This window comes from Aeromonas sp. SCS5 (assembly GCF_001887375.1).
Lineage (GTDB): Bacteria > Pseudomonadota > Gammaproteobacteria > Enterobacterales > Aeromonadaceae > Aeromonas > Aeromonas jandaei.
The window spans coordinates 338359-358665 of record NZ_LFCS01000007.1; the positions used below are offsets into that span (position 1 = coordinate 338359).

Consider the following 20307-nt stretch of genomic DNA (forward strand, 5'->3'; position numbering starts at 1 on the left):
ACGCAATACGGCATCAGCCAGATAGCACGAGGGGAGCAACTGCTCCCCTCGTTTTTTATTGTCTGTCGTCTGGCGATACCGATGCGGTTAGACCAGCTCGGCCAGCATGGTGTCGGCGTAGGGCACCAGCGCTTCGCCATTTTTCACCTTGGCCAGATAGTCCGGGTTGGCGATAAGTGGACGACCGATGGCCACCAGATCGAAGCGGTTGGCCTCGATGGCTGCAGCGGCGCGCTCGGCGTCGTAGTTGCCCACCCCGACCAGATTGCCCTTGTAGTGGGCGCGCAGATAGTCGGAGGCGCGGCCACCCAGATAATCGAAGGTGAGGTTGTCATCGAAGATGCCGAGGTGGATATAGGCCAGCGGGCGATCGTTCAGCTTGCCCAGCAGGTAGTCGAACACGGCGCGATCTTCCGGTCTGCCCGCCAGATGGACATAGGCACCCGGGGAGAGGCGAATACCGACCCGATCACCGCCGATGCGGGCACTGATGGCATCGACCACTTCCAGCGCGAAGCGGCTCATATTTTCCGGGCAGCCACCGTAGTTGTCAGTGCGCAGGTTGGTGGAGTGGTGCAGGAACTGGTCGATCAGGTAGCCGTTGGCACCGTGGATCTCCACCCCGTCAAAGCCCGCCTCGATGGCGTTGGCAGCGGCTGTCGCGTAATCCTGCACTAGCTGGGCGATTTCGGCCTCGGTCAGGGCGCGTGGCACCTGATATGTCAGCTCGCGCATGCGGGGCACAGTGCCCTCGTGCGCCACGGCAGAGGGAGCCAGCACTTCAGCCTGATGGAAGAAGGGGTGGGAGAGGCGGCCGACGTGCCACAGCTGGGCGAAGATCTTGCCGCCCTTGGCGTGTACGGCGCTGGTCACTTTCTTCCAGCCATCGATCTGAGCCTGGGTGAAGAGGCCCGGGGTATTGGGATAGCCCTGCGCATCGGGGCGGATGATGACGGCTTCGGAGACAATCAGGCCGATGTCGGCACGGCGAGCATAATAGGCAGCCATCTGCTCGGTCGGCACCAGACCGGGGCCTGCCATGCAGCGGGTGAGCGGGGCCATCATGAAGCGGTTGGCCAGGGTCAGAGTCTCATTAAGGCGATACGGCTGAAACAGGGTATTCATGATAGTGTGTCCTGAACGGGTTATTCTTGAACGTGCATTCAAGACGTTTTTTTGTTCCGATGCAAGTCTTTTTTGAATGCGCGTTCAAGATGGTTGGCCCCGACCTGCGAGTGGGGTACACTTGCCGACCTTTTCCAGCGCGCGTTGCCAGCGGCTCTTTTTGTGCCGTGGCAACGAACCATTTCCGACGGGAGGAGCCATGCGCATTGCCGAGTTTGATCGTGACGAGGTGCTACGAAATGCCATGGAGGCGTTTCGCGCCAAGGGGTACGCCAAGACCACCATGCAGGAGCTTGTGGCCGCTACCGGCCTGCACCCTGGCAGCATCTACGGCGCCTTTGGCAACAAGCGCGGCCTGCTGCTGGCGGCTGTCGATCACTATGTGGAGAGCAAGCGAGCCCTGCGTCGCTCCCTGCTCGACAATCCGAGCCCGCTGGCCGGTCTTGCTGCCTATCTCGATCAGGTGGTGACCGAGGCGCTCTGTGGCACCTGTCTGGTGACCCGCACCATGATGGAGCTGAGCGAACAGGATGAAGAGCTGACCCTGCGGGTCAAGGGGATCTACGGCGAGCTGGAGCAGGAGCTGGCGGATCTGCTGACGCAGGCGCAGCAGTGCGGTGAACTGGCGCCGGATCGGGATATCCGCACTCTCACCGCCCTGCTGCTGATCAACCTGCAGGGCCTTATCACCTTCGCCCAGTGCCGCCCCGATCGCCCCCTGCTCGACGACGTGGTCGCCCAGCTGATGCGGGCCCTGCGGGCGTAAGTTGGGTTTCCCCTTCTCCGTTTTTGTTTTGTAAATTGAGGGGGAAGGGGTCAATCAGATTGGCGTAATGAGCGCAGGATAAAATCCAGCACGGAGTTGAGCCTGCCCAGTACATCGTTATTCCACACTCGTATCACCCGAAATCCCTGCTGATTGAGATAGGCTGTCCGAGCCTCGTCATGCATCTGGTTCGCTTGTGTTCCATGTTGCGAACCATCCACTTCGATAATCAATCCCTGTTCAAGGCAGATAAAATCCACCACATAGGGGCCGATGGGCATTTGGCTGCGAAATTTCAGCCCCGCCAGACGGCGATTGCGCAGCTGTTGCCACAGTTTCTGCTCTGCCTGCGTGGCATCCCGTCTCAGCCGCTTGGCAAAGAGGTTGCTCTCCATAAATTGCCCCTGCTCCGTATCGCCCTATAGATATAGCCAGCTTCCCATCTGTTTACCGGTTGGGTATTGCGTCCCCTCACCCTAGCCCTCTCCCAAAGGGAGAGGGAACAGATCGAGTTGTGGTTGGGATTGGGCTGATCATCACAGTGTTCATTGCCGGATTCGAGCAGGGGAAGCTGGATTGGGTAATACGAAGATGACGGTAACTTTTTGAATGTATGTGGAATCGCCTGACTGGCGAACTGGTTGTCTGCTATGCAGCAAGTTGTAGCGTAACGGCTCCCTTCTCCCCTTGCGGGAAAAGGGTTGGGGATGAGGGGGAAGAAGCCCCCTCACCCTATCCCTCTCCCTCTCCCAATGGGAGAGGGAACAGCTCGAGGAGCTATCGGGATTGGGTAATACGAAGATGACGTTAACTTTTTGAATGTATTGGGAATCGCCTGGCTGACTACGATGCTGCAAGTTGTAGCGTAACGGCTCCCTTCTCCCCTTGCGGGAGAAGGGCTGGGGATGAGGGGGAGGGAGCAGGAGCAGCCCTCACCCTAACCCTCTCCCAGAGGGAGGGGGAACTGATCGAGGTCTGTGCGGGCATAGTGGTCGGTCAACAAGCACCTTCATCAAATCCTTGAGCTACACCTGCGCCGGTTGTTGCGTATGCGCCGATGGGGTATGCCAGACGCCGCGGTTTTACCTCGGCCCCACCAGCTCCTTCATCAAATCTTTCAGCCATACCAGCGCCGGTTGCTGGGCGTGCACGGGGTGCCAGACGCAGTTGAGGTGATAATCCGGCACGTCTTCGGGCAGCGGCAGGCTTTTCAGCGGCCAGTGGGTGGCGAGCAGCTCGGCCACCATGCTGGGCAGCACCAGCAGGTGATCGCTCTGGCTGACGATGGCGGCGGCGGACATATAACTCTGGCTGTTGACCGAGATGGTGCGGCTAAAGCCCTGACTCTTCAGATAGCGGTCGAGGCTCGCCTCCGAGGTGCCCAGCGGCGAGTGGAACACATGGGGCATGGCGATGAGCTGCTGCAGGGTGATGCGCTCCATCCACTGGGAGGGGTCATCCTCGGCACCGGCGGGGGCCGATTTGGCAATCGGCAGATCGGCGCGCACCAGTCCGGCCAGCGGTTCGGTGAGCCAGGTCTCCTTGCCCAGATACCCCGGCACCTGCATGTACTCGTCAAAGCCCAGCACCAGATCGATCTCGCCGCTTGCCAGCTCGGCTTCGGGCAGAGTGTCGCGCAGGATGCGGATCTCGATGGTGACCCCGGGCGCCAGCCGTCTGAGCCGCTGAATAAGCGGCGGGATCAGCACGCACTCCACGTAATCTGTGGTGCAGAGCACGAAGCGCCGCTTCGACTGGCTCGGCTCGAACTCTTCTTCCTCGGTGAGCTGCTGCTCCAGCAGCCGCAGCGCCTGCTGCACCCCGAGATGCAGCCGCTGGGCGCGCGGGGTCGGCAGCATCCCCTGCGGGGTGCGCACCAAGAGCGGGTCGCCGAGAAAGGTGCGCAGCCGGTTAAGGGAGTGGCTCATGGCGGGTTGGCTGATAAAGAGCGCCTCGGCGGCGCGGGTGACGCTGCCCTGCGTCATCAGGGCGTCAAACGCGAGCAGCAGATTGAGGTCGAGCTGGTGCAGTTTCATGGGGTGATTATTCGCCGTGTTTATGGAACAATCCATCCTATTCATTTGATGGATGGGGGCGCAACGTCTTAATCTGCGACCCACTCTTATTTTTCCGGGTTCCCGCGCCGCATCGGGCGTAAACGGGGGCCTCAATCCATGCAAGGAGCCTTGCGATGAGCATCAAGACCATTAACTCCACGCCGGCCGCCGACGGCTTCACCATGCCCGCCGAGTGGGCGCACCAGCAGGCCGTCTGGATGATCTGGCCGTTTCGCCCGGACAACTGGCGCGTAGCCGGTCGCTTCGCGCAAGAGACCTTCGCCAAGGTGGCCGATGCCATCGGTGGCGCGACTCCGGTCTTTATGGGGGTTCCGGCCCAGTTTATGGAGCAGGCCCGCGCCATCATGCCCGCCCACGTCACTCTGGTTGAAATGGACAGCGATGACTGCTGGGCCCGCGATACCGGCCCGACCATCGTTACAAACGCTGCCGGCGAGTGCCGCGGCGTGGATTGGGGCTTCAACGCCTGGGGCGGCCACAAGGGCGGTCTCTACTACCCCTGGAATCAGGATGAAGAGGTCGCAGCCCAGATGCTGACTCAGCACGAGATGGCTCGCTACGATGCGCCGCTGATTCTGGAAGGGGGCTCCATCCACGTCGATGGTGAAGGCACCTGCCTGACCACCGCCGAGTGCCTGCTCAACGAAAACCGCAACCCGCACCTGACCAAAGAGCAGATCGAAGCGCACCTGCGCGACTATCTGGGCGTTACCAGCTTTATCTGGCTGGACGAAGGCGTCTACATGGACGAAACCGACGGCCACATCGACAACATGTGCTGCTTCGTGCGCCCGGGTGAAGTTGCCCTGCACTGGACTGACGATCAGAACGATCCCCAGTACGCCCGCTCCGTGGCCGCCCTCAAGGTGCTGGAAGCGGCGGTCGATGCCAAGGGTCGCAAGCTGAAAGTGTGGAAGCTGCCCCAGCCGGGCCCGCTGTTCTGCACTGAAGAGGAGTCTGCCGGTGTCGAGAGCGGAACCGGTGTACCGCGCGAGGCAGAAGGCCGTCTGGCCGGTTCCTATGTGAACTTCCTCATCACCAACGATCGCATCGTCTATCCGCTGCTGGATGCCGCCACCGATGGCGAAGCCCAGCGCATTCTGGAAGAGATCTTCCCGGATCATACTGTGGTCGGCGTGCCGGCCCGCGAGATCCTGCTGGGCGGTGGCAATATTCACTGCATTACCCAGCAGATCCCTTCAGGTCAATAAGCTGGTCGAAGAGTGTAGAAATTCAAAACCCCACGCCGTGGGGTTTTCTCTCTTGATGGTGTGATGGTCGCCGGCGCAGATGCGGCGATCATCATGACAAACAGTCACCCTTTTACAGGAGATCCCCATGATCGAAGTGACCGAGGTTTCCATTGCCGAGCTGCGTGCCGCGCTCGAATCAGGCCGCACTACAGCGGTCGAACTGGTCAAGGCCTATCTGGCCCGTATCGAGGCCTACAACGGCCCCGAGACTGCCACCAAACTCAACGCCGTGGTGGTCGCCAATCCCGATGCGCTGAAAGAAGCCGAAGCTTCCGATGCCCGCCGCGCCCGTGGCGAAACCCTGAGCCCGCTCGACGGCATCCCCTACACCGCCAAAGACAGCTATCTGGTCAAGGGGCTGACCGCCGCCTCCGGCAGCCCGGCCTTCAAGGATTTGGTGGCCCAGCGCGATGCCTTTACCGTTGAGCGCCTGCGCGCCGCCGGTGCCATCTGCCTTGGCAAAACCAATATGCCACCGATGGCCAATGGCGGCATGCAGCGCGGCGTCTATGGCCGTGCCGAGAGCCCCTACAACGCCGACTACCTGACCGCGCCGTTTGCTTCCGGCTCCTCCAACGGCGCCGGTACCGCCACCGCCGCCAGCTTCTCCGCCTTTGGTCTGGCCGAAGAGACCTGGTCGAGCGGCCGTGGCCCTGCCTCCAACAACGGTCTGTGCGCCTACACCCCGTCCCGTGGCGTCATCTCGGTGCGCGGCAACTGGCCGCTGACTCCGACCATGGATGTGGTGGTGCCCTATGCCCGCACCATGAATGACCTCTTGGAAGTGCTCGATGTAGTGGTCGCCGACGATGCCGATACCCGTGGCGATCTGTGGCGCCTGCAACCCTGGGTGCAGCTGCCCAAGGCCTCTGAAGTGCGTCCGGCTTCCTATCTGGATCTGGCTGCCAAGGCCGATGCCCTCAAGGGCAAGCGCCTCGGCGTGCCGCGCATGTTTATCAACAAGGATGAACTGGCCGGCACCAGCGAAAACCCCGGCATCGGCGGCCCGACCGGTCAGCGCATCCATACCCGCGAGACCGTGATCGCCCTCTGGGAAGATGCGCGCAAGGCGCTGGAAGCCGCTGGCGCCGAAGTCATCGAAGTGGACTTCCCGCTGGTCTCCAACTGCGAAGGGGACCGACCCGGCGCGCCGACCGTGTTCAATCGCGGCATCGTGAGCCCGGAGTTTCTCAACGACGAGCTGTGGGAGCTCTCCGGCTGGGCGTTCGACGACTTCCTGCGTGCCAACGGCGATCCCAAGCTCAACAAGCTGGCCGATGTCGATGGGCCGAAGATCTTCCCCCACGACCCGGGCACCCTGCCGAACCGCGAGGGCGATCTGGCGGCGGGCATGGACGAGTACGTCAATATGGCCAAGCGCGGCATCAAGCGCTTTGACGAGATCCCCACAGTGCCGGACGGCCTGCGCGGCCTGGAGAAGACCCGCAAGCTGGATCTCGAGGACTGGATGGACGGGCTCAAGCTCGACGCCGTGCTGTTCCCCACCGTCGCCGACGTCGCCCCGGCTGATGCGGATGTGAATCCGGCCTCTGCCGATATCGCCTGGAGCAACGGCATCTGGGTGGCCAACGGCAACCTCGCCATTCGCCACCTCGGCGTGCCGACTGTCACCGTCCCCATGGGGGTGATGGCCGATATCGGTATGCCGGTGGGCCTGACCTTCGCCGGTCGCGCCTATGACGACAACAACCTGCTGCGCTTTGCCTCGGCCTTCGAGTCTACCGGCAGCAAGCGGATGGTGCCGCCACGGACGCCGCCGTTGGCTTGATTGGTGTTGTGAGTGAAATCTCTTTGGTTTATCCGAAGATAATGAAAAAACCACCCGCATAGCGGGTGGTTTTTTCTATGGATATTAACAAAGCAACCCCTTCCAAGTAACTCAATGTTATAATTTTAGAATTAAAGTTATTGTATATCCTGTTGAACTATATTTGCTGGGATGAATATGACATGGAAGTTATACTTCCGAAGTTTTTCATATCTTCTTTGCTATGAGGCGCTTGCTCTAAAAGTATGCTGTATCCATTATCAAAAACAGGAGGGGGATAAATATTTTCGGCGCTTATTAATAAGCCGGAGCCAAGCCATTTTTTTATTTTGCCAACGTTCATTTCGATTGCTAGACAGACATTTTTGGCCAAGTCAACATCTTGGATTTTTTGATTGACTTTAGGTTTGATTAGTATGGCGTGCTGTGCATGCGGTCTTAGAAAAACAGATGGTGCAGCAACTCTTAAATCAACTAGTTCGGTAGTTTTTCCAACGTAATATCCATCGGTGACAGGAGATTTTACATCTGCATCAGAAAAAACCATTAGTATATAAGCGGATGATTCATCGTCATCACGAGCATATACATATTCATATGTTCTATCATGCGTACTGGTTTTATATTTATGGATGCTAAACCAAAGCGCAATCCATAAGTTATCAACTAAGTCCAGCCATCTTGTCTTTATTCCATAATGTTGTAGTAACGGTTCCCTGACATTGATATTGATATTTGAAATGCATGGCATTCCACTAGTACAGGTATTGATATAGGTTGATATCTTACGGTTTCTTGTTGCTACAGATGAATTACTTGTACCATACCTATATATACTTGGTAGTAACTTTTTATATAAATCACACTGCCCTCTAAAGTAAACCTCACCGACGGATTTATTTAAAAACTTCACATATCCGACAACTTGGTTTAATGCATGTATTGACTCTACCCTAATAATAGGGCAACTATGACCACAGTCAAAAGAGAAAGAGCCTTAATGTATTGCATCGGGGTGGACCCATGAACTCGATATTATCTCCAAAATGCCTCCTGAAATTTACACGAAAATAGATAAAATCGTTTTCAGTGTATTCAATTTGTGGATGCTTATGAAGCCCTCAATGAGAATGAATGGGTCGTGGCCGAGAAGCTGGTGATATTCAGAGTTTCCTGTTGGTCTTGCCATGACTCGGTGCGTGGCGGTATGCGGACGATTACGCTGCGCTAATCGACCCTACATGATGTGGCATATTGTTACCTCCCCCTCATCCCCGGCCCTTCTCCCCTTGTCTGTGATCAAGAGTGGGAGAAGGGGGCAAATATGCTCCGCTGGTTGTGTGTTGGCTCTGTGGTTCGGGTGAATATGAGTAGCGTGGAATTGGTACGGACCATCCCCTCTCCCTCGGGAGAGGGTTAGGGTGAGGGGTTGCTATCTGTGTTGCAGGTTCGAATAGCGCAGCGTATTCGGACGTTCGCGAACAGGGGGTCGCTGCAGATTGATCCTGACTTCACCCAGACTTCACACAACCTCATTTTCCCCTCACAAATCCCCCGTATCTTCTGCCCACTGCTTAAAAGGCCCGGCTTGCCACAGGGGTGGCGAGGGGGCGGTTGGTTCGAGGGAGCAAGATGATGAAAGGTTGGATGAAGTGCGGATTGGCCGGGGCCGTGGTGCTGATGGCGAGTTTCTGGGGTGGCAGCGTGCGGGCGGCGGGGATCTCCCTCAAGCAGGTAAGTGGCCCTGTCTATGTGGTGGAGGACAACTACTACGTCAAAGAGAACTCCATGGTCTATTTCGGGGCCAAGGGGGTGACGGTGGTGGGGGCGACCTGGACGCCGGATACCGCCCGCGAGCTGCACAAGCTCATTAAACGGGTCAGCAGCAAGCCGGTGCTGGAGGTGATCAACACCAACTACCATACCGATCGGGCGGGTGGTAACGCCTACTGGAAGTCCATCGGGGCCAAGGTGGTGGCGACACGCCAGACCCGGGATCTGATGAAGAGCGACTGGGCCGAGATTGTCGCCTTTACCCGCAAGGGGCTGCCGGAGTACCCGGATCTGCCGCTGGTGCTGCCCAACGTGGTGCACGATGGCGACTTCACCCTGCAAGAGGGCAAGGTGCGCGCCTTCTACGCGGGCCCGGCCCATACGCCGGACGGCATCTTTGTCTACTTCCCCGACGAGCAGGTGCTCTATGGCAACTGCATTCTCAAGGAGAAGCTGGGCAACCTGAGCTTTGCCAATGTGAAGGAGTATCCGCAGACCATCGAGCGGCTCAAAGCGATGAAGTTGCCGATCAAGACGGTGATTGGCGGTCACGACTCGCCGCTGCACGGGCCCGAACTGATCGATCACTATGAAGAGCTGATCAAGGCGGCGCCCCAGAGCTGACCCGCGCTGTTTTTAACAATGCCGCGGCTTGTGGCAAGGGCAGCGCCGGTATGGAACGTTGCACACCCTCTATGCAAAAGGGCCCGTTACGGGCCCTTTTTGTTATCAGATCAGCCACTGCCACCAGGTGAGGCCGATGCTCATCACCACGGCAAAGCCCACGATGGCGATCACCAGACCGATCCGCATCCACTCCGCGCTGGTGTGATAGCCCATCCCCATCAGCAGCGGGATGCGGGCGTGGGAGTAGGTGGCGAGGTTGCAGCCGACGTTGGTGATGGCGGCGATGCTGAAGATGGCGAGCTCGGCAGGCACGCCGACCGCCAGCAGGGCCCCGGCAATCACCGGTGCCAGCGCCACCACCTTGGCGGTGGCCGAGGCGAAGGCGTAGGAGGTAAAGAGGTAGAGCCCCATCACCACCAGCAGCATGGGAATGGTGCCGAGCCCGCCGAGGGTGCTGTGCATAAAGCCGGAGAGTTCATCCCCCAGCCAGCCGGTAAAGCCGACCCGTTTCAGGTTGTCGGCCATCCCCATCAGCACGCTGAACCAGATCAGGGTATCGAAGGCGGCGCTGTTGCCCTTCACATCGTTCCAGTTCAGCACCCCGAGCAGCAGCAGGGCGGCCAGACCGAGAAAGGCGACCGTGGTGGCATCCAGCCCCAGATTGCTGCCGCCGACCCAGAGCACCACCAGACCGACAAAGACCCCGAGCAGGCTCTTCTCATGGCGGGAGAGGGGGCCCATTTTGGCCAGCTCCTCGCGGGCGAAGCGGGGGGCATCCGGCGTGTCGCGGGTCTCGGGGCGGATCACCAGATAGAGCACCAGCGGCATGATCAGCAGCAGACCGATGGCGGGCGGCAGCAGGTAGAGCGCCCATTCGCGAAAGCCGACCGTGAGCCCGGCGACGCTGGCGGCAATGCCGACCAGCGCCAGATTGCCGGCAAAGCCGGTGCTGAAGGCGACCGCCGAGGCGTCGTTCATGGCGCTGACGCTGGAGAGCAGGAACTGCCCCAGCTTGCGGTCATCCTTGTTGATGGTCTTGGCCAGCGAGTCCGCAATGGGGGCGACGATGGCGGCGCGGGCCGTGTTGCTCGGAGTGGCGGGAGCCAGAATAAAGTCGGCAACCGCCAGACAGTAGGCGGAGCGCAGGGTGGACTGGCCAAAGCGGCTGAGCAGCAGCAGGGCGATCCGCTTGCCAAGGCCGGTCTTGGCAAAGGCGCTGGCAATCATGAAGGCGATGACGATAAGCCAGATCAGCGGGTGGTTGAAGTCGACCAGCGCCCCTTCGATGGCCGCCTTGGGGGTCGCTTCGCCGCCGGCATGGAGCACGGCGTAGAGCCCGAGGGAGAGGATGGCGATATAGCCGGTCGGCGCTATGTTGGTGACGATGACCAGAATGGTGGCGATAAACAGAATGGCGGTGTGGTAGGCCGCCGGTGCCAGTCCGGCCGGGGCTGGCAGCTGCCAGCAGACGATAGCCAGCAGCACGGTCACGAGTGCGGCGAGCTGGGCGAGAGTGAGTTTTTTCATAAGATTCCTGTCCGGAATGAGTGGGGAGGGAGCGATTGAGGCCGCTTCAGCCCCCCTACTATAAAAGGGGTATTGATGGATGCCAAATCCATCAATTGCATCAAATTGAGCTTTCGATTAATTGCGGCTGGTTATTTGGGCTGCTTTGGCCTTGTGGAGTTGGGCTGGTGCAGGGCAACCGGCGGGCAATCAAAAGTGATGAACAGCAAAACGCCCGGGATCGGGCCTTTTGCCCTTGGTTGTTGTGAGTGCGCGGGATTAAGGCTGTTCAAGGCGGGTGGGCTTTCATAAGATGGCGTTTAGTCATTCCCCGGAAAACCATAAATTTTCGTTATGCAATATGCCTCTCTCGCTCGCCTCAAACAGGCCTTTATCACCGGGATGTGGGCCTCGCTGGTCAGCATCGTTATCGGCTTCGCCTTCAAGGTGTGGCTGGCGCAGTGGGTCGCCAAGGGGGAGCTGGCGCTGTTCAACAGCGTGGTCGATTTGATCTCCCTCTCCTTTATCCTGATGACAGGTTTTCGCTCCTCCATGGTGGTGAGCTACTCCCAGACCAAAAACGATCGGGACATCATCAATATCTTTCGCTACTTCCTCATCGGCATCGTGCTGCTCACCTGGGGGGCGGTGATCCCCTATATCAAGCACGGGCTCCATATCCGGGTGGAGTATCTGCAACTGGTGGGGGTTATCTTCGGGCTGGGGCTCAAGGTCTACTTCACCAATCTGGTGGCCATGTACCGGATGTATGCGCTCTCCAACCGGGTTACCTGGCTGGAGCCGCTGGCCAACGGCCTGCTGTTTATGGCCTGCTATTTCGGGCTGGGGATGGATGCGCTCGCTTCGCTCTTCTACGGGCTGACCTTTTCCTCGCTCGCCATCGCCGGTTATATGTATGTTTCGCGGCGCCGGGCCATCGCCACCAGGCCGCTCGCCAAGGTGGCGCTCGGCCCCGAGATGGTGAGCTATGTGAAGAAGAGCTTTACCGCCTCGCTGGAGGCTGGGGCCAGCATCCTGATGATTTACATCACAGTGCTGCTCACCATCCGCCACTTCAGCCTCGACGAGCTGGGGGATTTTCAGGTGGTGGTGCGCCCCATCTTCACCTATATGACCACCTTGTTCGTCTTCCCCATCTACCGCTTTGTGCTGCCTGAGCTGGCGGTCAATCTGCGCAACGGCGATCACCGCCAGATCAGGATGATCCGCAGCTGGATCTTCCGTCTCTCCGCCATCGTCAGTCTGGCCTTCTTTGGCTTGATGCTGCTGGCGGGCAAACCGCTGGTGCTGTTGTTCTTCCCCGCCGACTACGTGGGGGCGGTGCCGGTGCTGTTCCACTTCTCCATCTTCTTCATCTTTATGATGCTCAATGGCTATCAGCTCGCCTATATCAAGGCCCACGGTTACTTTACCCAGAGTTTGTTGATCCGGCTGGCGGGCATAGTGGCACTGGTCGCCGCCTACTATCTGGTGGCCGAGTTCACCGCCAACGTGGTGGCGATTATCGTGGCGTTGGGGCTTGGCTATATGGTGATGTTTATCCTCTCGACCCTGGCGGAGCGGCAGATCCTGCGTACCCTGCCACCCGAGCTTGCGACTGCGCCCTAGCCGTTGCTGCGTAGGCTCGCAGTATCTGTGGGCAGAAGGGGTTGGCAGGGGAGGATGGGTTGAAGCGTCAAAGGAAAAAGAACGCCCGATCGGGCGTTCTCTTTTTATAGGGCTCGCAGCCCCGCAGTTGCCCCTTTATGGCAGACGGGGCGTGGCGGACATCGGTATAAGCTGGAGTTGGGTCATTTCGGGAAAACCCATAAATCCTGCTTATAGTGAACCGGTTTGCCGCTGCGCCCCCGCACGGCGGTAAAAGCGGCCGCGCAGGGGCTTGTTCCGGTTTACAGGGATGGGTTTGCAGGGATTGGCGGAGGTTAGCGCCGGCCCTTGCCACCCTTGTTGCCAGCGAGGGCCTGCTTTCTGGCGCGCTGTTTCTGGGCCGCCTTGCTGTTGCGGCGCGGCTCGGGCTCGAAGCGAGTGAGATCCGGCTCAAAGCCGGGGAACCACTGCTGGGGCAAACGAGTGTCGAGCACCGCTTCTACCTTCTCCAGCAGCGGCGCATCTTCCGGGCTGAACAGGGTGATGGCGAGCCCCTTGTTGCCGGCGCGGCCGGTGCGACCGATACGGTGGACGTAATCCTCAGCCACAAACGGGAACTCAAGGTTAATCACGTAGTTGAGATCCGTGATATCGAGGCCGCGGGCCGCCACGTCGGTGGCGACCAGCGCCTGCAAGGTGCCGGCGCGAAACTCCAGCAGCACTTTTTCCCGCGCGCTCTGCGACAGGTCGCCGTGGAAGGCCAGCGCATTGATGCCCGCCTTGCCAAGCTGCTGGGCCAGTTTGTCGGTCCCCTGACGGGTGCGGCTGAAGATGAGGGCCGGTGCCCAGCCTTTCACTTTCAGCATATGTTCGACCAGCGCCAGCTTGCGATCGCTGTCCACCGTATAAACCCGCTGCTCTACTTCGGCTGCCGTGGTGTTGCGTGGCGCTACTTCAATCAGTTCGGGGTCGCGTAGCAGCACCTTGCTCAAGGCAAACAGGTTGTCATCGCAGGTGGCGGAGAAGAGCAGGGTCTGGCGATCCGCCGGGATCTGTTTGAGCAGCGCCTTGATCTCGTCCATAAAGCCCATGTCGAGCATGCGATCCGCCTCGTCAAACACCAGATGGCGCAGCGCCGCCAGACTCAAGGCCCCCTGTCGCAGATGGTCGAGCAGGCGGCCCGGGGTGGCGATCAGAATATCCACTCCGGCTTGAAGCGCCTCGACCTGCGCTGCGATACTCACCCCGCCGTAGACCAGCGTGCTGGTGAGACCGGTGCCTTGACCGTAGCGCGCCACACTCTCGGCGACCTGCACCGCCAGCTCGCGGGTCGGCACCAGCACCAGCGCGCGGATCGGGCGGGGCTCTGCCTGTGGCTGCTGTAGCAGCTGCTCCAGCAGTGGCAGCACGAAGGCTGCGGTCTTGCCGGTGCCGGTCTGGGCGCCCGCCATCAGATCGCGCCCCGCCAGAATGACGGGGATGGCGCTGGCCTGCACCGGGGTCGGCGCGGCATAGCCCAGTTCGGTCAGGGTCTGCTGCAAGCGGGGGGAGAGGGCCAGTTCGGCAAAAGAGGCTGTGGACATAGGGGCACCAGTCGGGGTTATCGCGGCCTGCGGCCACGATGCTGTGAGTGATCGTGGCCGCGATGGTAACAGATAGAGGGGGAGTGGCAGAAGGCGGGCCAGCTTAGCTGGCGGTTTCGGCGTCGGGGTTGCGGATCAGGTGGATCCGCTGGCCATCGTAGCTGGCGATATTGTGTTTGCCCTGCTGTTTGACGTGATAGAGCAGCTCATCGGCCAGATGCACCGCCTCGGCCACCGACAGGTAGTCGCGAATGCGGATCACGCCGGCCGAGAAGGTGATGGGGTCGGGCAGCTCGGCAATGGTGAGGGGGCGAGCCAGCAGCCGGGCGGCGGAGTGGCGCATCATCTCGTCATCGTCCATCCCCTTGAACAGCACGATGAACTCCTCGCCGCCCCAGCGGATGGCGCTGTCCACCTTGCGGATATTGCTCCTGAGGTGGCGGGAAAAAGCGACCAGCGCCTGATCGCCAATACCGTGGCCATAGGTGTCGTTGATCGACTTGAAGTTGTCGATGTCGAGGATCATCAGGTAGTCGTGCTCGTGCAGCATGGTGCGGTTGAGGATGTCGCGCCGCGGCAGCTGGGTCAGGTGGTCGGTGTGAGCCAGGGTACGCAGCCGCTGGTAGAGCTGCTTCCACGCCACCATCGCCAGCAGAATGATGATGATGTAGACCTTGAAGGCTGCGCTGTGGAGCGCCAGCTTGATGAAGTCGAGCCAGGAGTAGGACCACTTCAGATAGAGCACGGCGCCGCTTTTGGTCTGCATAAAGGGTTTGTTGAGACAGAGATGAAAGGCACGGCACGGCTCGGCGGCATCGAAGGCGATGGCGGTGCGGCTCGGGTTGAGATGTTGAAAGGGGCGCAGCACCTCGTTGAAGGCTTCATCTACCGCGATGTCGATGGCCAGCAGGCCATATTTGTAGCCGCCGCGCCCCAGCTGATAGGTGAAGGGGAAGTACATCACTATGGTGTTGCGCAGGCTGAAACTGTCTACCTCGATATCGGAGACCACCGCTTCATCGGTGCTGCAGAAGTGCCGGAGCTTGCTGAAGCTGGCGCAGCCGAAGTAGTGATACCAGGGGCGAAAACTCATCAGATCCACCCGGACAGAGCCCAGTTTGGCGGGCAGGATGCGCTCGTTGGCCACCATGCCGATCAGCCGGTAGTCGTCCCAGATGGTGTAGATGTTGATCACCTCCGGGTAGGAGAGGGCGTAACGGAAGGTGTTGAGGATATTGGCCGCCGGGTATTGCAGCGGGACATCGGCAAAGCGCTCCTTGCTCTTGAGGTCGTAGCCGTAGAGATAGTCGGTGCCGACGCCGCTCGGGGGCGGGCGCCGGTCGAGCGGATGGTGCTGTGCCAGATAGCTGGCGATGTTCTCCACCTTGAGGATCTTGGCCCGCTGATAGAAGACGTCGAACACGTTCTTCTGCTTGGCGGTGATGAGGTTCATATCGTGCTGGATATTGAGATAGGTGTAATAGAGGACGCAACCCAGCCCGCCCAATACCAGCAGGGCGAGCCCCAGCAGGGTGGCTCTGGGACGGTCGAGTCGAATCTGATACCAGGCCATGGCCGGGGTCTCTCCTGAGTGGGGTAAAGGATCCGCAGGTGGCGGATTGCGGGGGTGGACATGATTGAGTATATGCCACCCCGCTTGGCGTCAGCCCCGGCGCGGCCGGCTATTCAACCTGCAACACCTGCTCGCTGGCCAGATGGTGCAACCACTCTCGCACGATCAGCAGCACGGCGGCAAACGCCTCCTCCCGCGGCAACTGGCTGGCGGCGAGGGGATCCCCCTCAGCCATGGCGGCCAGCTGGCCAAAGGCTTGTTCCACCAGTTCCCGGCTCATGGTGTTATCCCCCAGCCCTTCGGCCAGCGAGGGCTCGCTGCGCAGGGTGAGAGGCAGACCGGGCGGTATATCGGGAGCGATGCGCATCAGCTCATCCTCTACTACCATGATGGCGCGCTCCAGTTCGAGCGGGGTGGGCGGCGCGTGGCGAAATGGCCCGGGCTGGATGGCGCGGGTGCCGAAAGCGAGCGTCCAGCTGGCGAGGGGAGCATCGGCGTGGCCAAGCCAGACCTGACTGCGCTGCTCGCCAATCTCCAGTAACAGTGTGGTGTCGGGGGCGGGATTCATGGTGCGGGACTCCTGTCGGGGGCGAGTGTGACAACCCTCTTTTGATAACGCCATCAACCGGCTTTGGCGAGCACAATTTCTGCCATAGCCCCTCTGTTTTGCGAGTGGCGGCTCACTTTGGTGTTAACACCTTGCAATAAATTCCTGTTGTGGCAGTCTGGATGGCCAAATGAAGGTTTTTGACCACTCATTGCCACCGTTTCAGGAGTTCAGATATGGATATTCGTACCGCTCCCCGCGCCATTGCGCTTGCCCTGCTGCTGGCCAGCAGTGTTGCCACCGCCAACGAGGCGCTGGTGATCCAGACCGACTTTGGCCTTAAAGATGGCGCCGTCTCGGCCATGAAGGGGGTCGCCTTCGGGGTGGATCGCACCCTGCCGCTCTATGACCTGACCCACGAGATCCCGGCCTACAACATCTGGGAAGCCTCCTACCGCCTCTATCAGACCCTGCAGTACTGGCCCAAGGGCACAGTGTTCGTCAGCGTGGTGGATCCGGGTGTCGGCACCGATCGCAAGTCGGTGGTGCTCAAGACCAAGAGCGGCCACTACATCGTCAGCCCGGATAACGGCACCCTGACTCTGGTAGCCGAACACTTCGGCATCGACACCGTGCGCCAGATCGACGAGAAGACCAACCGCCTCAAGGGCTCCGAGAAGTCCTACACCTTCCACGGTCGCGATGTGTATGCCTACACCGGCGCCCGGCTCGCCTCCGGTGCCATCAGCTACGAGCAGGTGGGCCCGAAACTGCCTGCCGAGGTGGTGAAGATCCCCTATCAGGCTGCGGTAGCCGAGAATGATGGCACCCTCAAAGGCACCATCCCGATCCTCGATGTGCAGTACGGCAACGTCTGGACCAACATAGACGATACCCTGCTGACCAAGGCGGGGATCAACAAGGGGGATACCGCCTGCATCAAGATCAGCGAAGGCTCTGCGGTCAAATATGACGGCAAGGCACCCTACGTCAGCAGCTTTGGCGATGTACCGGAAGGGCAGCCGCTGGTCTATCTCAACAGCCTGCTGCAGGTGTCGGTGGCGCTGAACATGGACAGCTTCGCTGCCAAGCATCAGGTGCAGTCCGGTGCCAACTGGCATATCAGCCTGAAGAAGTGCTCCTGACCCGCACATATATTAAGTAGCGATAGAAACAGCAACGGGCGCCTCGGCGCCCGTTTTGTTCTCTGGTAATAAAAGAAAGGGATCAGAACTCGTTGGAGAGCGCCTTGTACCCTTTGACCAGATCGATATTGGTGTGGGCCACGTCTTCGGAGAACTCGGCGGCATCCACTGAAACCCGGGGGATATGGGTCAGATCGCTCTGCTGGTTGATGCGGGTGGTGGAGGGGACGTAGAACTCCGGCGGCAGATCGCAGCCATCGATCACCGAGTTGTGACGCACCACGGCACCATCGCCGATATGGCAGTTGAACAGCACACTGTTGAAACCGATAAAGACCCGGTTCCCCACTTCGCACGGCCCGTGGACGATGGAGCGGTGGGCGATGGAGGTGTATTCGCCGATGGTGACGGCGGCGCCGGATTTGGAGTGGATCACCACCCCGTCCTGAATGTTGGAGTTGGCGCCGATGACGATGGGCTCCATCTCGCCGTTGGCATCCACCTCGTCGGCGCGGATCACCGCGTAGGGGCCGACGAAGACATTCTCTTTGATGATCACCTTGCCGCAGATGATGGCGGTTTTGTCGATATAGGCGGATTCATCGATGACCGGCAGGTGGCCGGAGGGATTTTTGCGGATCATGTTACATCCTGTGGTTGCCAAGAGGAGTGCTTGGGTGGTGGACGAGGCGTCCACCGGTCGGTCAGCTTACCCCTCGTCGCCCCTCGGTGAAAGCCCTGACTGGTCTGACCCTTGTCGCAAGCAGCGTCGCGATCACTGTTTCCGCTCGCCGGAATATGGGAGCATGGCTGCCATCCCGAGAGTCGGTTTGGATGGATATAAAGATGAAGAAGATGATGGCCCTGTTGGCTGGTGGTTTGCTGCTCTCCTCTGCGGTGCAGGCGAAAGGGGTGGCGGGTGACTTTGATTACTATGCGCTGGCGCTCTCCTGGTCGCCCGAGCACTGCGCCGTCAAACCTGCGGACAAGGATCAATGTTCCCGCAAGCTGGGCTTTGTGTTGCACGGTCTCTGGCCCCAGTACGATCGCGGTTACCCCGGCAACTGCACCCGCGAGCGGCTCGACGCCAACATGGAGCAAGAGTTTGCCGGCCTCTACCCTAGCCGTTTTCTCTATCGCCATGAGTGGGAAAAGCACGGCACCTGCTCCGGCCTGAGTCAGCCCCAATTCCATCAGCTGGCGAGCGACCTGCGCCAGAAGGTGAAGATCCCGGCCGCTTATCAATCCCCGGAAGAGCCGCTGCGCAAGAGCACCTTCCAGCTCAAGGCTGATCTGGCGAGCGCCAACGAGTGGCTGGCTCCCGACAACATCACGGTAGCGTGCGCCGATGGTGGCCGCTTCCTGCGGGAGATCTACATCTGCGTCAATAAAGAGGGGACGGATGCGGTCACCTGTTCCGCCGAGATGCAAAAGCGCGAGCGCCGCTCCTGCGGTCAGCCGGATTTCCTGCTGCGCAGCGTGCGTTGATGTGTCACTAGCGTGAGCGGGCCCATGATGGGCCCGTTCTATTTTTCCGCCATTTGCAGAAAGGAGTCTGGATCATGGATGCCCCTTCCCGTTTTGCTCGTCGCCTCGGTCTGCGTTACCCGCTGATCCAGGCCCCCATGGCAGGTGTGCAGGATCACCGATTGGCCATCGCCGCCTGTCAGGCAGGCCTGCTGGGCTCCTTGCCGGCGGCCATGCTCGGCAGCGAGCAGTTATCCGCCCAGCTGCAGGCAATGCGAGCTGCGACCGATGCTCCCTTCAACGTCAACTTCTTCTGCCATCGGCAGGAGGAGCCAGATCCTGATCAACAGATGCGCTGGCAACAGGCGCTCTCTCCCTACTATGCCGAGTTTGACATCAGCATGGCGGCAGCAACGGCTGCCGCAGCCAAGGCACCCACCCGGGCCCCGTTCAACGCACAACATGCCGAGCTGCTGACCGGGTTCAGGCCGACGGTGGTCAGCTTCCACTTTGGTTTGCCTGCCCCCGAGCTGCTTGCCAGCGTGAAGGCGAGCGGCGCCTATGTGCTGGCCAGCGCCACCACGGTGGCCGAGGCACAGTGGCTTGCTCACCACGGCGCCGATGCGGTGATTGCGCAGGGGCTGGAAGCGGGCGGTCATCGCGGCCATTTCCTCTCTGATGATCTCGCGCTGCAGCAGAGCACCTTTACCTTGCTGCCACAGATCCTCGCAGCGATCGACCTGCCGGTGATCGCCGCCGGTGGTATCGTCGATGGCAAGGGGATTGCCAACGCGCTGGCGCTGGGGGCGAGCGCCGTGCAGATGGGCACCGCCTTTCTCTGCTGCCATGAGGCGACTACCTCGCCGCTGCATCGGGCGGCGCTTCACTCATCTCGAGGTGAGCATACGGCGCTGACCAATCTGTTCAGCGGCCGCCCCGCCCGCGGCATCAGCAACCGGTTGATGCGGGAGCTGGGCCCGCTCTCGGATCTGGCGCCTTGCTTCCCTTATGCCAGTGGCGCCCTGGCTCTGCTGCGCGCAGTGGCGGAGTCCCGGGGCGATAGCGGGTTTTCTCCGCTCTGGGCGGGGCAGGATCTCTCCGGTTGTCGTGAGCTGCCCCTCCGCGAGCTGGTGGCGGAGTGGATAAAGGAGGCCGGGCTGGTGTGATTGCCTCTATACAAGAGGCAAAGAGAGCTGACTGGTGAGGGGATGGCTGGCGAACTGCGTGCTCAACCACCTGATAAGCGCTGTGTTATGGCCGCGAACAATCCGGATTTTACGCCTTTCTGTGGATAAGTCTGTGCAAAGCTTGTTGGTTGATATGAATAACCAATAAAGTGCAGTTTTTTGCGATTTTATTGCATTTTGGCCCTTGCCAATGTGATCAATCTCTCTATAATGCGCCCCATCGACACGGCAAGCGGCAACGCAGAAAGCCAAGTCGGTAACCTCGAAAAGCCTTTGCAAA

The 20307-nt window shown here is 60.0% G+C and carries 18 protein-coding genes; 9 read left to right on the plus strand and 9 right to left on the minus strand.

Translation table 11 applies throughout. The features are described from left to right. Positions 1–87 precede the first annotated feature (87 nt). Positions 88–1125, minus strand: a complete 1038-nt coding sequence (locus tag BS300_RS11610) for an alkene reductase (RefSeq protein WP_071912891.1) — start codon at positions 1123–1125, stop codon at positions 88–90. A gap of 199 nt (positions 1126–1324) precedes the next feature. Here BS300_RS11610 and BS300_RS11615 point away from each other — a divergent pair, with 199 nt between their 5' ends. Next, entirely contained in the window at positions 1325–1891 is a 567-nt protein-coding gene (locus BS300_RS11615; RefSeq protein WP_071912894.1) for a TetR/AcrR family transcriptional regulator, read from the plus strand. A gap of 50 nt (positions 1892–1941) precedes the next feature. On the opposite strand, the gene BS300_RS11620 is transcribed toward BS300_RS11615, so the two are convergent. Both BS300_RS11620 and BS300_RS11625 read right to left on the minus strand, forming a co-directional pair. After that, entirely contained in the window at positions 1942–2286 is a 345-nt protein-coding gene (locus BS300_RS11620) for an endonuclease domain-containing protein (RefSeq protein ID WP_071912896.1), read from the minus strand. 687 nt (positions 2287–2973) lie between these two features. Further along, positions 2974–3927, minus strand: a complete 954-nt coding sequence (locus BS300_RS11625; protein WP_058059628.1) for a LysR family transcriptional regulator — start codon at positions 3925–3927, stop codon at positions 2974–2976. A 155-nt stretch (positions 3928–4082) separates the two neighbouring features. Between BS300_RS11625 and aguA the strand changes: the two genes are divergently transcribed. Further along, a complete protein-coding gene (aguA, locus tag BS300_RS11630; RefSeq protein ID WP_071912899.1) occupies positions 4083–5180 on the plus strand; it encodes an agmatine deiminase in 1098 nt (365 codons plus the stop codon). A gap of 127 nt (positions 5181–5307) precedes the next feature. Then, on the plus strand, positions 5308–7011 hold the full coding sequence (locus tag BS300_RS11635) for an amidase (protein ID WP_071912901.1): 1704 nt from the start codon (positions 5308–5310) through the stop codon (positions 7009–7011). A gap of 157 nt (positions 7012–7168) precedes the next feature. Here the strand turns inward: BS300_RS11635 and BS300_RS11640 are convergent, their stop codons facing one another. Next, positions 7169–7924 carry an FRG domain-containing protein gene (locus tag BS300_RS11640; protein WP_071912903.1) on the minus strand — a complete coding sequence of 252 codons (756 nt, stop codon included), beginning with the start codon at positions 7922–7924 and terminating at the stop codon, positions 7169–7171. 719 nt (positions 7925–8643) lie between these two features. Between BS300_RS11640 and BS300_RS11645 the strand changes: the two genes are divergently transcribed. After that, positions 8644–9408, plus strand: a complete 765-nt coding sequence (locus BS300_RS11645) for a CphA family subclass B2 metallo-beta-lactamase (protein ID WP_081849377.1) — start codon at positions 8644–8646, stop codon at positions 9406–9408. Positions 9409–9513: 105 nt separating this feature from the next. Here BS300_RS11645 and BS300_RS11650 read toward each other — a convergent pair whose 3' ends face one another. Continuing rightward, a complete protein-coding gene (locus BS300_RS11650; protein ID WP_071912905.1) occupies positions 9514–10938 on the minus strand; it encodes a DASS family sodium-coupled anion symporter in 1425 nt (474 codons plus the stop codon). Positions 10939–11013: 75 nt separating this feature from the next. Between BS300_RS11650 and BS300_RS21095 the strand changes: the two genes are divergently transcribed. Then, positions 11014–11229 carry a hypothetical protein gene (locus tag BS300_RS21095; protein WP_143241767.1) on the plus strand — a complete coding sequence of 72 codons (216 nt, stop codon included), beginning with the start codon at positions 11014–11016 and terminating at the stop codon, positions 11227–11229. Between the two features lie 42 nt (positions 11230–11271). Beyond that, positions 11272–12546 (plus strand): hypothetical protein, encoded by a 1275-nt coding sequence (locus tag BS300_RS11655; RefSeq protein WP_071912908.1) that lies wholly within the window; start codon positions 11272–11274, stop codon positions 12544–12546. A gap of 314 nt (positions 12547–12860) precedes the next feature. Here BS300_RS11655 and BS300_RS11660 read toward each other — a convergent pair whose 3' ends face one another. From BS300_RS11660 to BS300_RS11670, 3 genes are all read right to left on the minus strand, one after another. Beyond that, positions 12861–14108, minus strand: coding sequence for a DEAD/DEAH box helicase (locus BS300_RS11660; protein ID WP_071912910.1), 1248 nt, complete (start codon positions 14106–14108; stop codon positions 12861–12863). Positions 14109–14211: 103 nt separating this feature from the next. Continuing rightward, positions 14212–15681 carry a GGDEF domain-containing protein gene (locus BS300_RS11665; RefSeq protein WP_071912912.1) on the minus strand — a complete coding sequence of 490 codons (1470 nt, stop codon included), beginning with the start codon at positions 15679–15681 and terminating at the stop codon, positions 14212–14214. 109 nt (positions 15682–15790) lie between these two features. Beyond that, positions 15791–16249, minus strand: coding sequence for a hypothetical protein (locus BS300_RS11670; RefSeq protein ID WP_071912914.1), 459 nt, complete (start codon positions 16247–16249; stop codon positions 15791–15793). 215 nt (positions 16250–16464) lie between these two features. Here BS300_RS11670 and BS300_RS11675 point away from each other — a divergent pair, with 215 nt between their 5' ends. After that, positions 16465–17373: an S-adenosyl-l-methionine hydroxide adenosyltransferase family protein gene (locus BS300_RS11675; protein ID WP_071912915.1), complete on the plus strand. Its 909-nt coding sequence runs from the start codon at positions 16465–16467 to the stop codon at positions 17371–17373. Between the two features lie 82 nt (positions 17374–17455). Here BS300_RS11675 and BS300_RS11680 read toward each other — a convergent pair whose 3' ends face one another. Next, a complete protein-coding gene (locus tag BS300_RS11680) occupies positions 17456–18016 on the minus strand; it encodes a carbonate dehydratase (protein ID WP_005343397.1) in 561 nt (186 codons plus the stop codon). A gap of 203 nt (positions 18017–18219) precedes the next feature. On the opposite strand from BS300_RS11680, the gene BS300_RS11685 reads away from it, so the two are divergent. Together BS300_RS11685 and BS300_RS11690 are read left to right on the plus strand one after the other, a co-directional pair. Next, the gene (locus tag BS300_RS11685) at positions 18220–18861 is read left to right on the plus strand and encodes a ribonuclease (RefSeq protein ID WP_071912918.1); all 642 of its coding nucleotides are present in this window, start codon (positions 18220–18222) and stop codon (positions 18859–18861) included. A gap of 74 nt (positions 18862–18935) precedes the next feature. Next, on the plus strand, positions 18936–20006 hold the full coding sequence (locus BS300_RS11690; protein WP_071912920.1) for a nitronate monooxygenase: 1071 nt from the start codon (positions 18936–18938) through the stop codon (positions 20004–20006). The last annotated feature ends 301 nt before the right edge of the window (positions 20007–20307 follow it).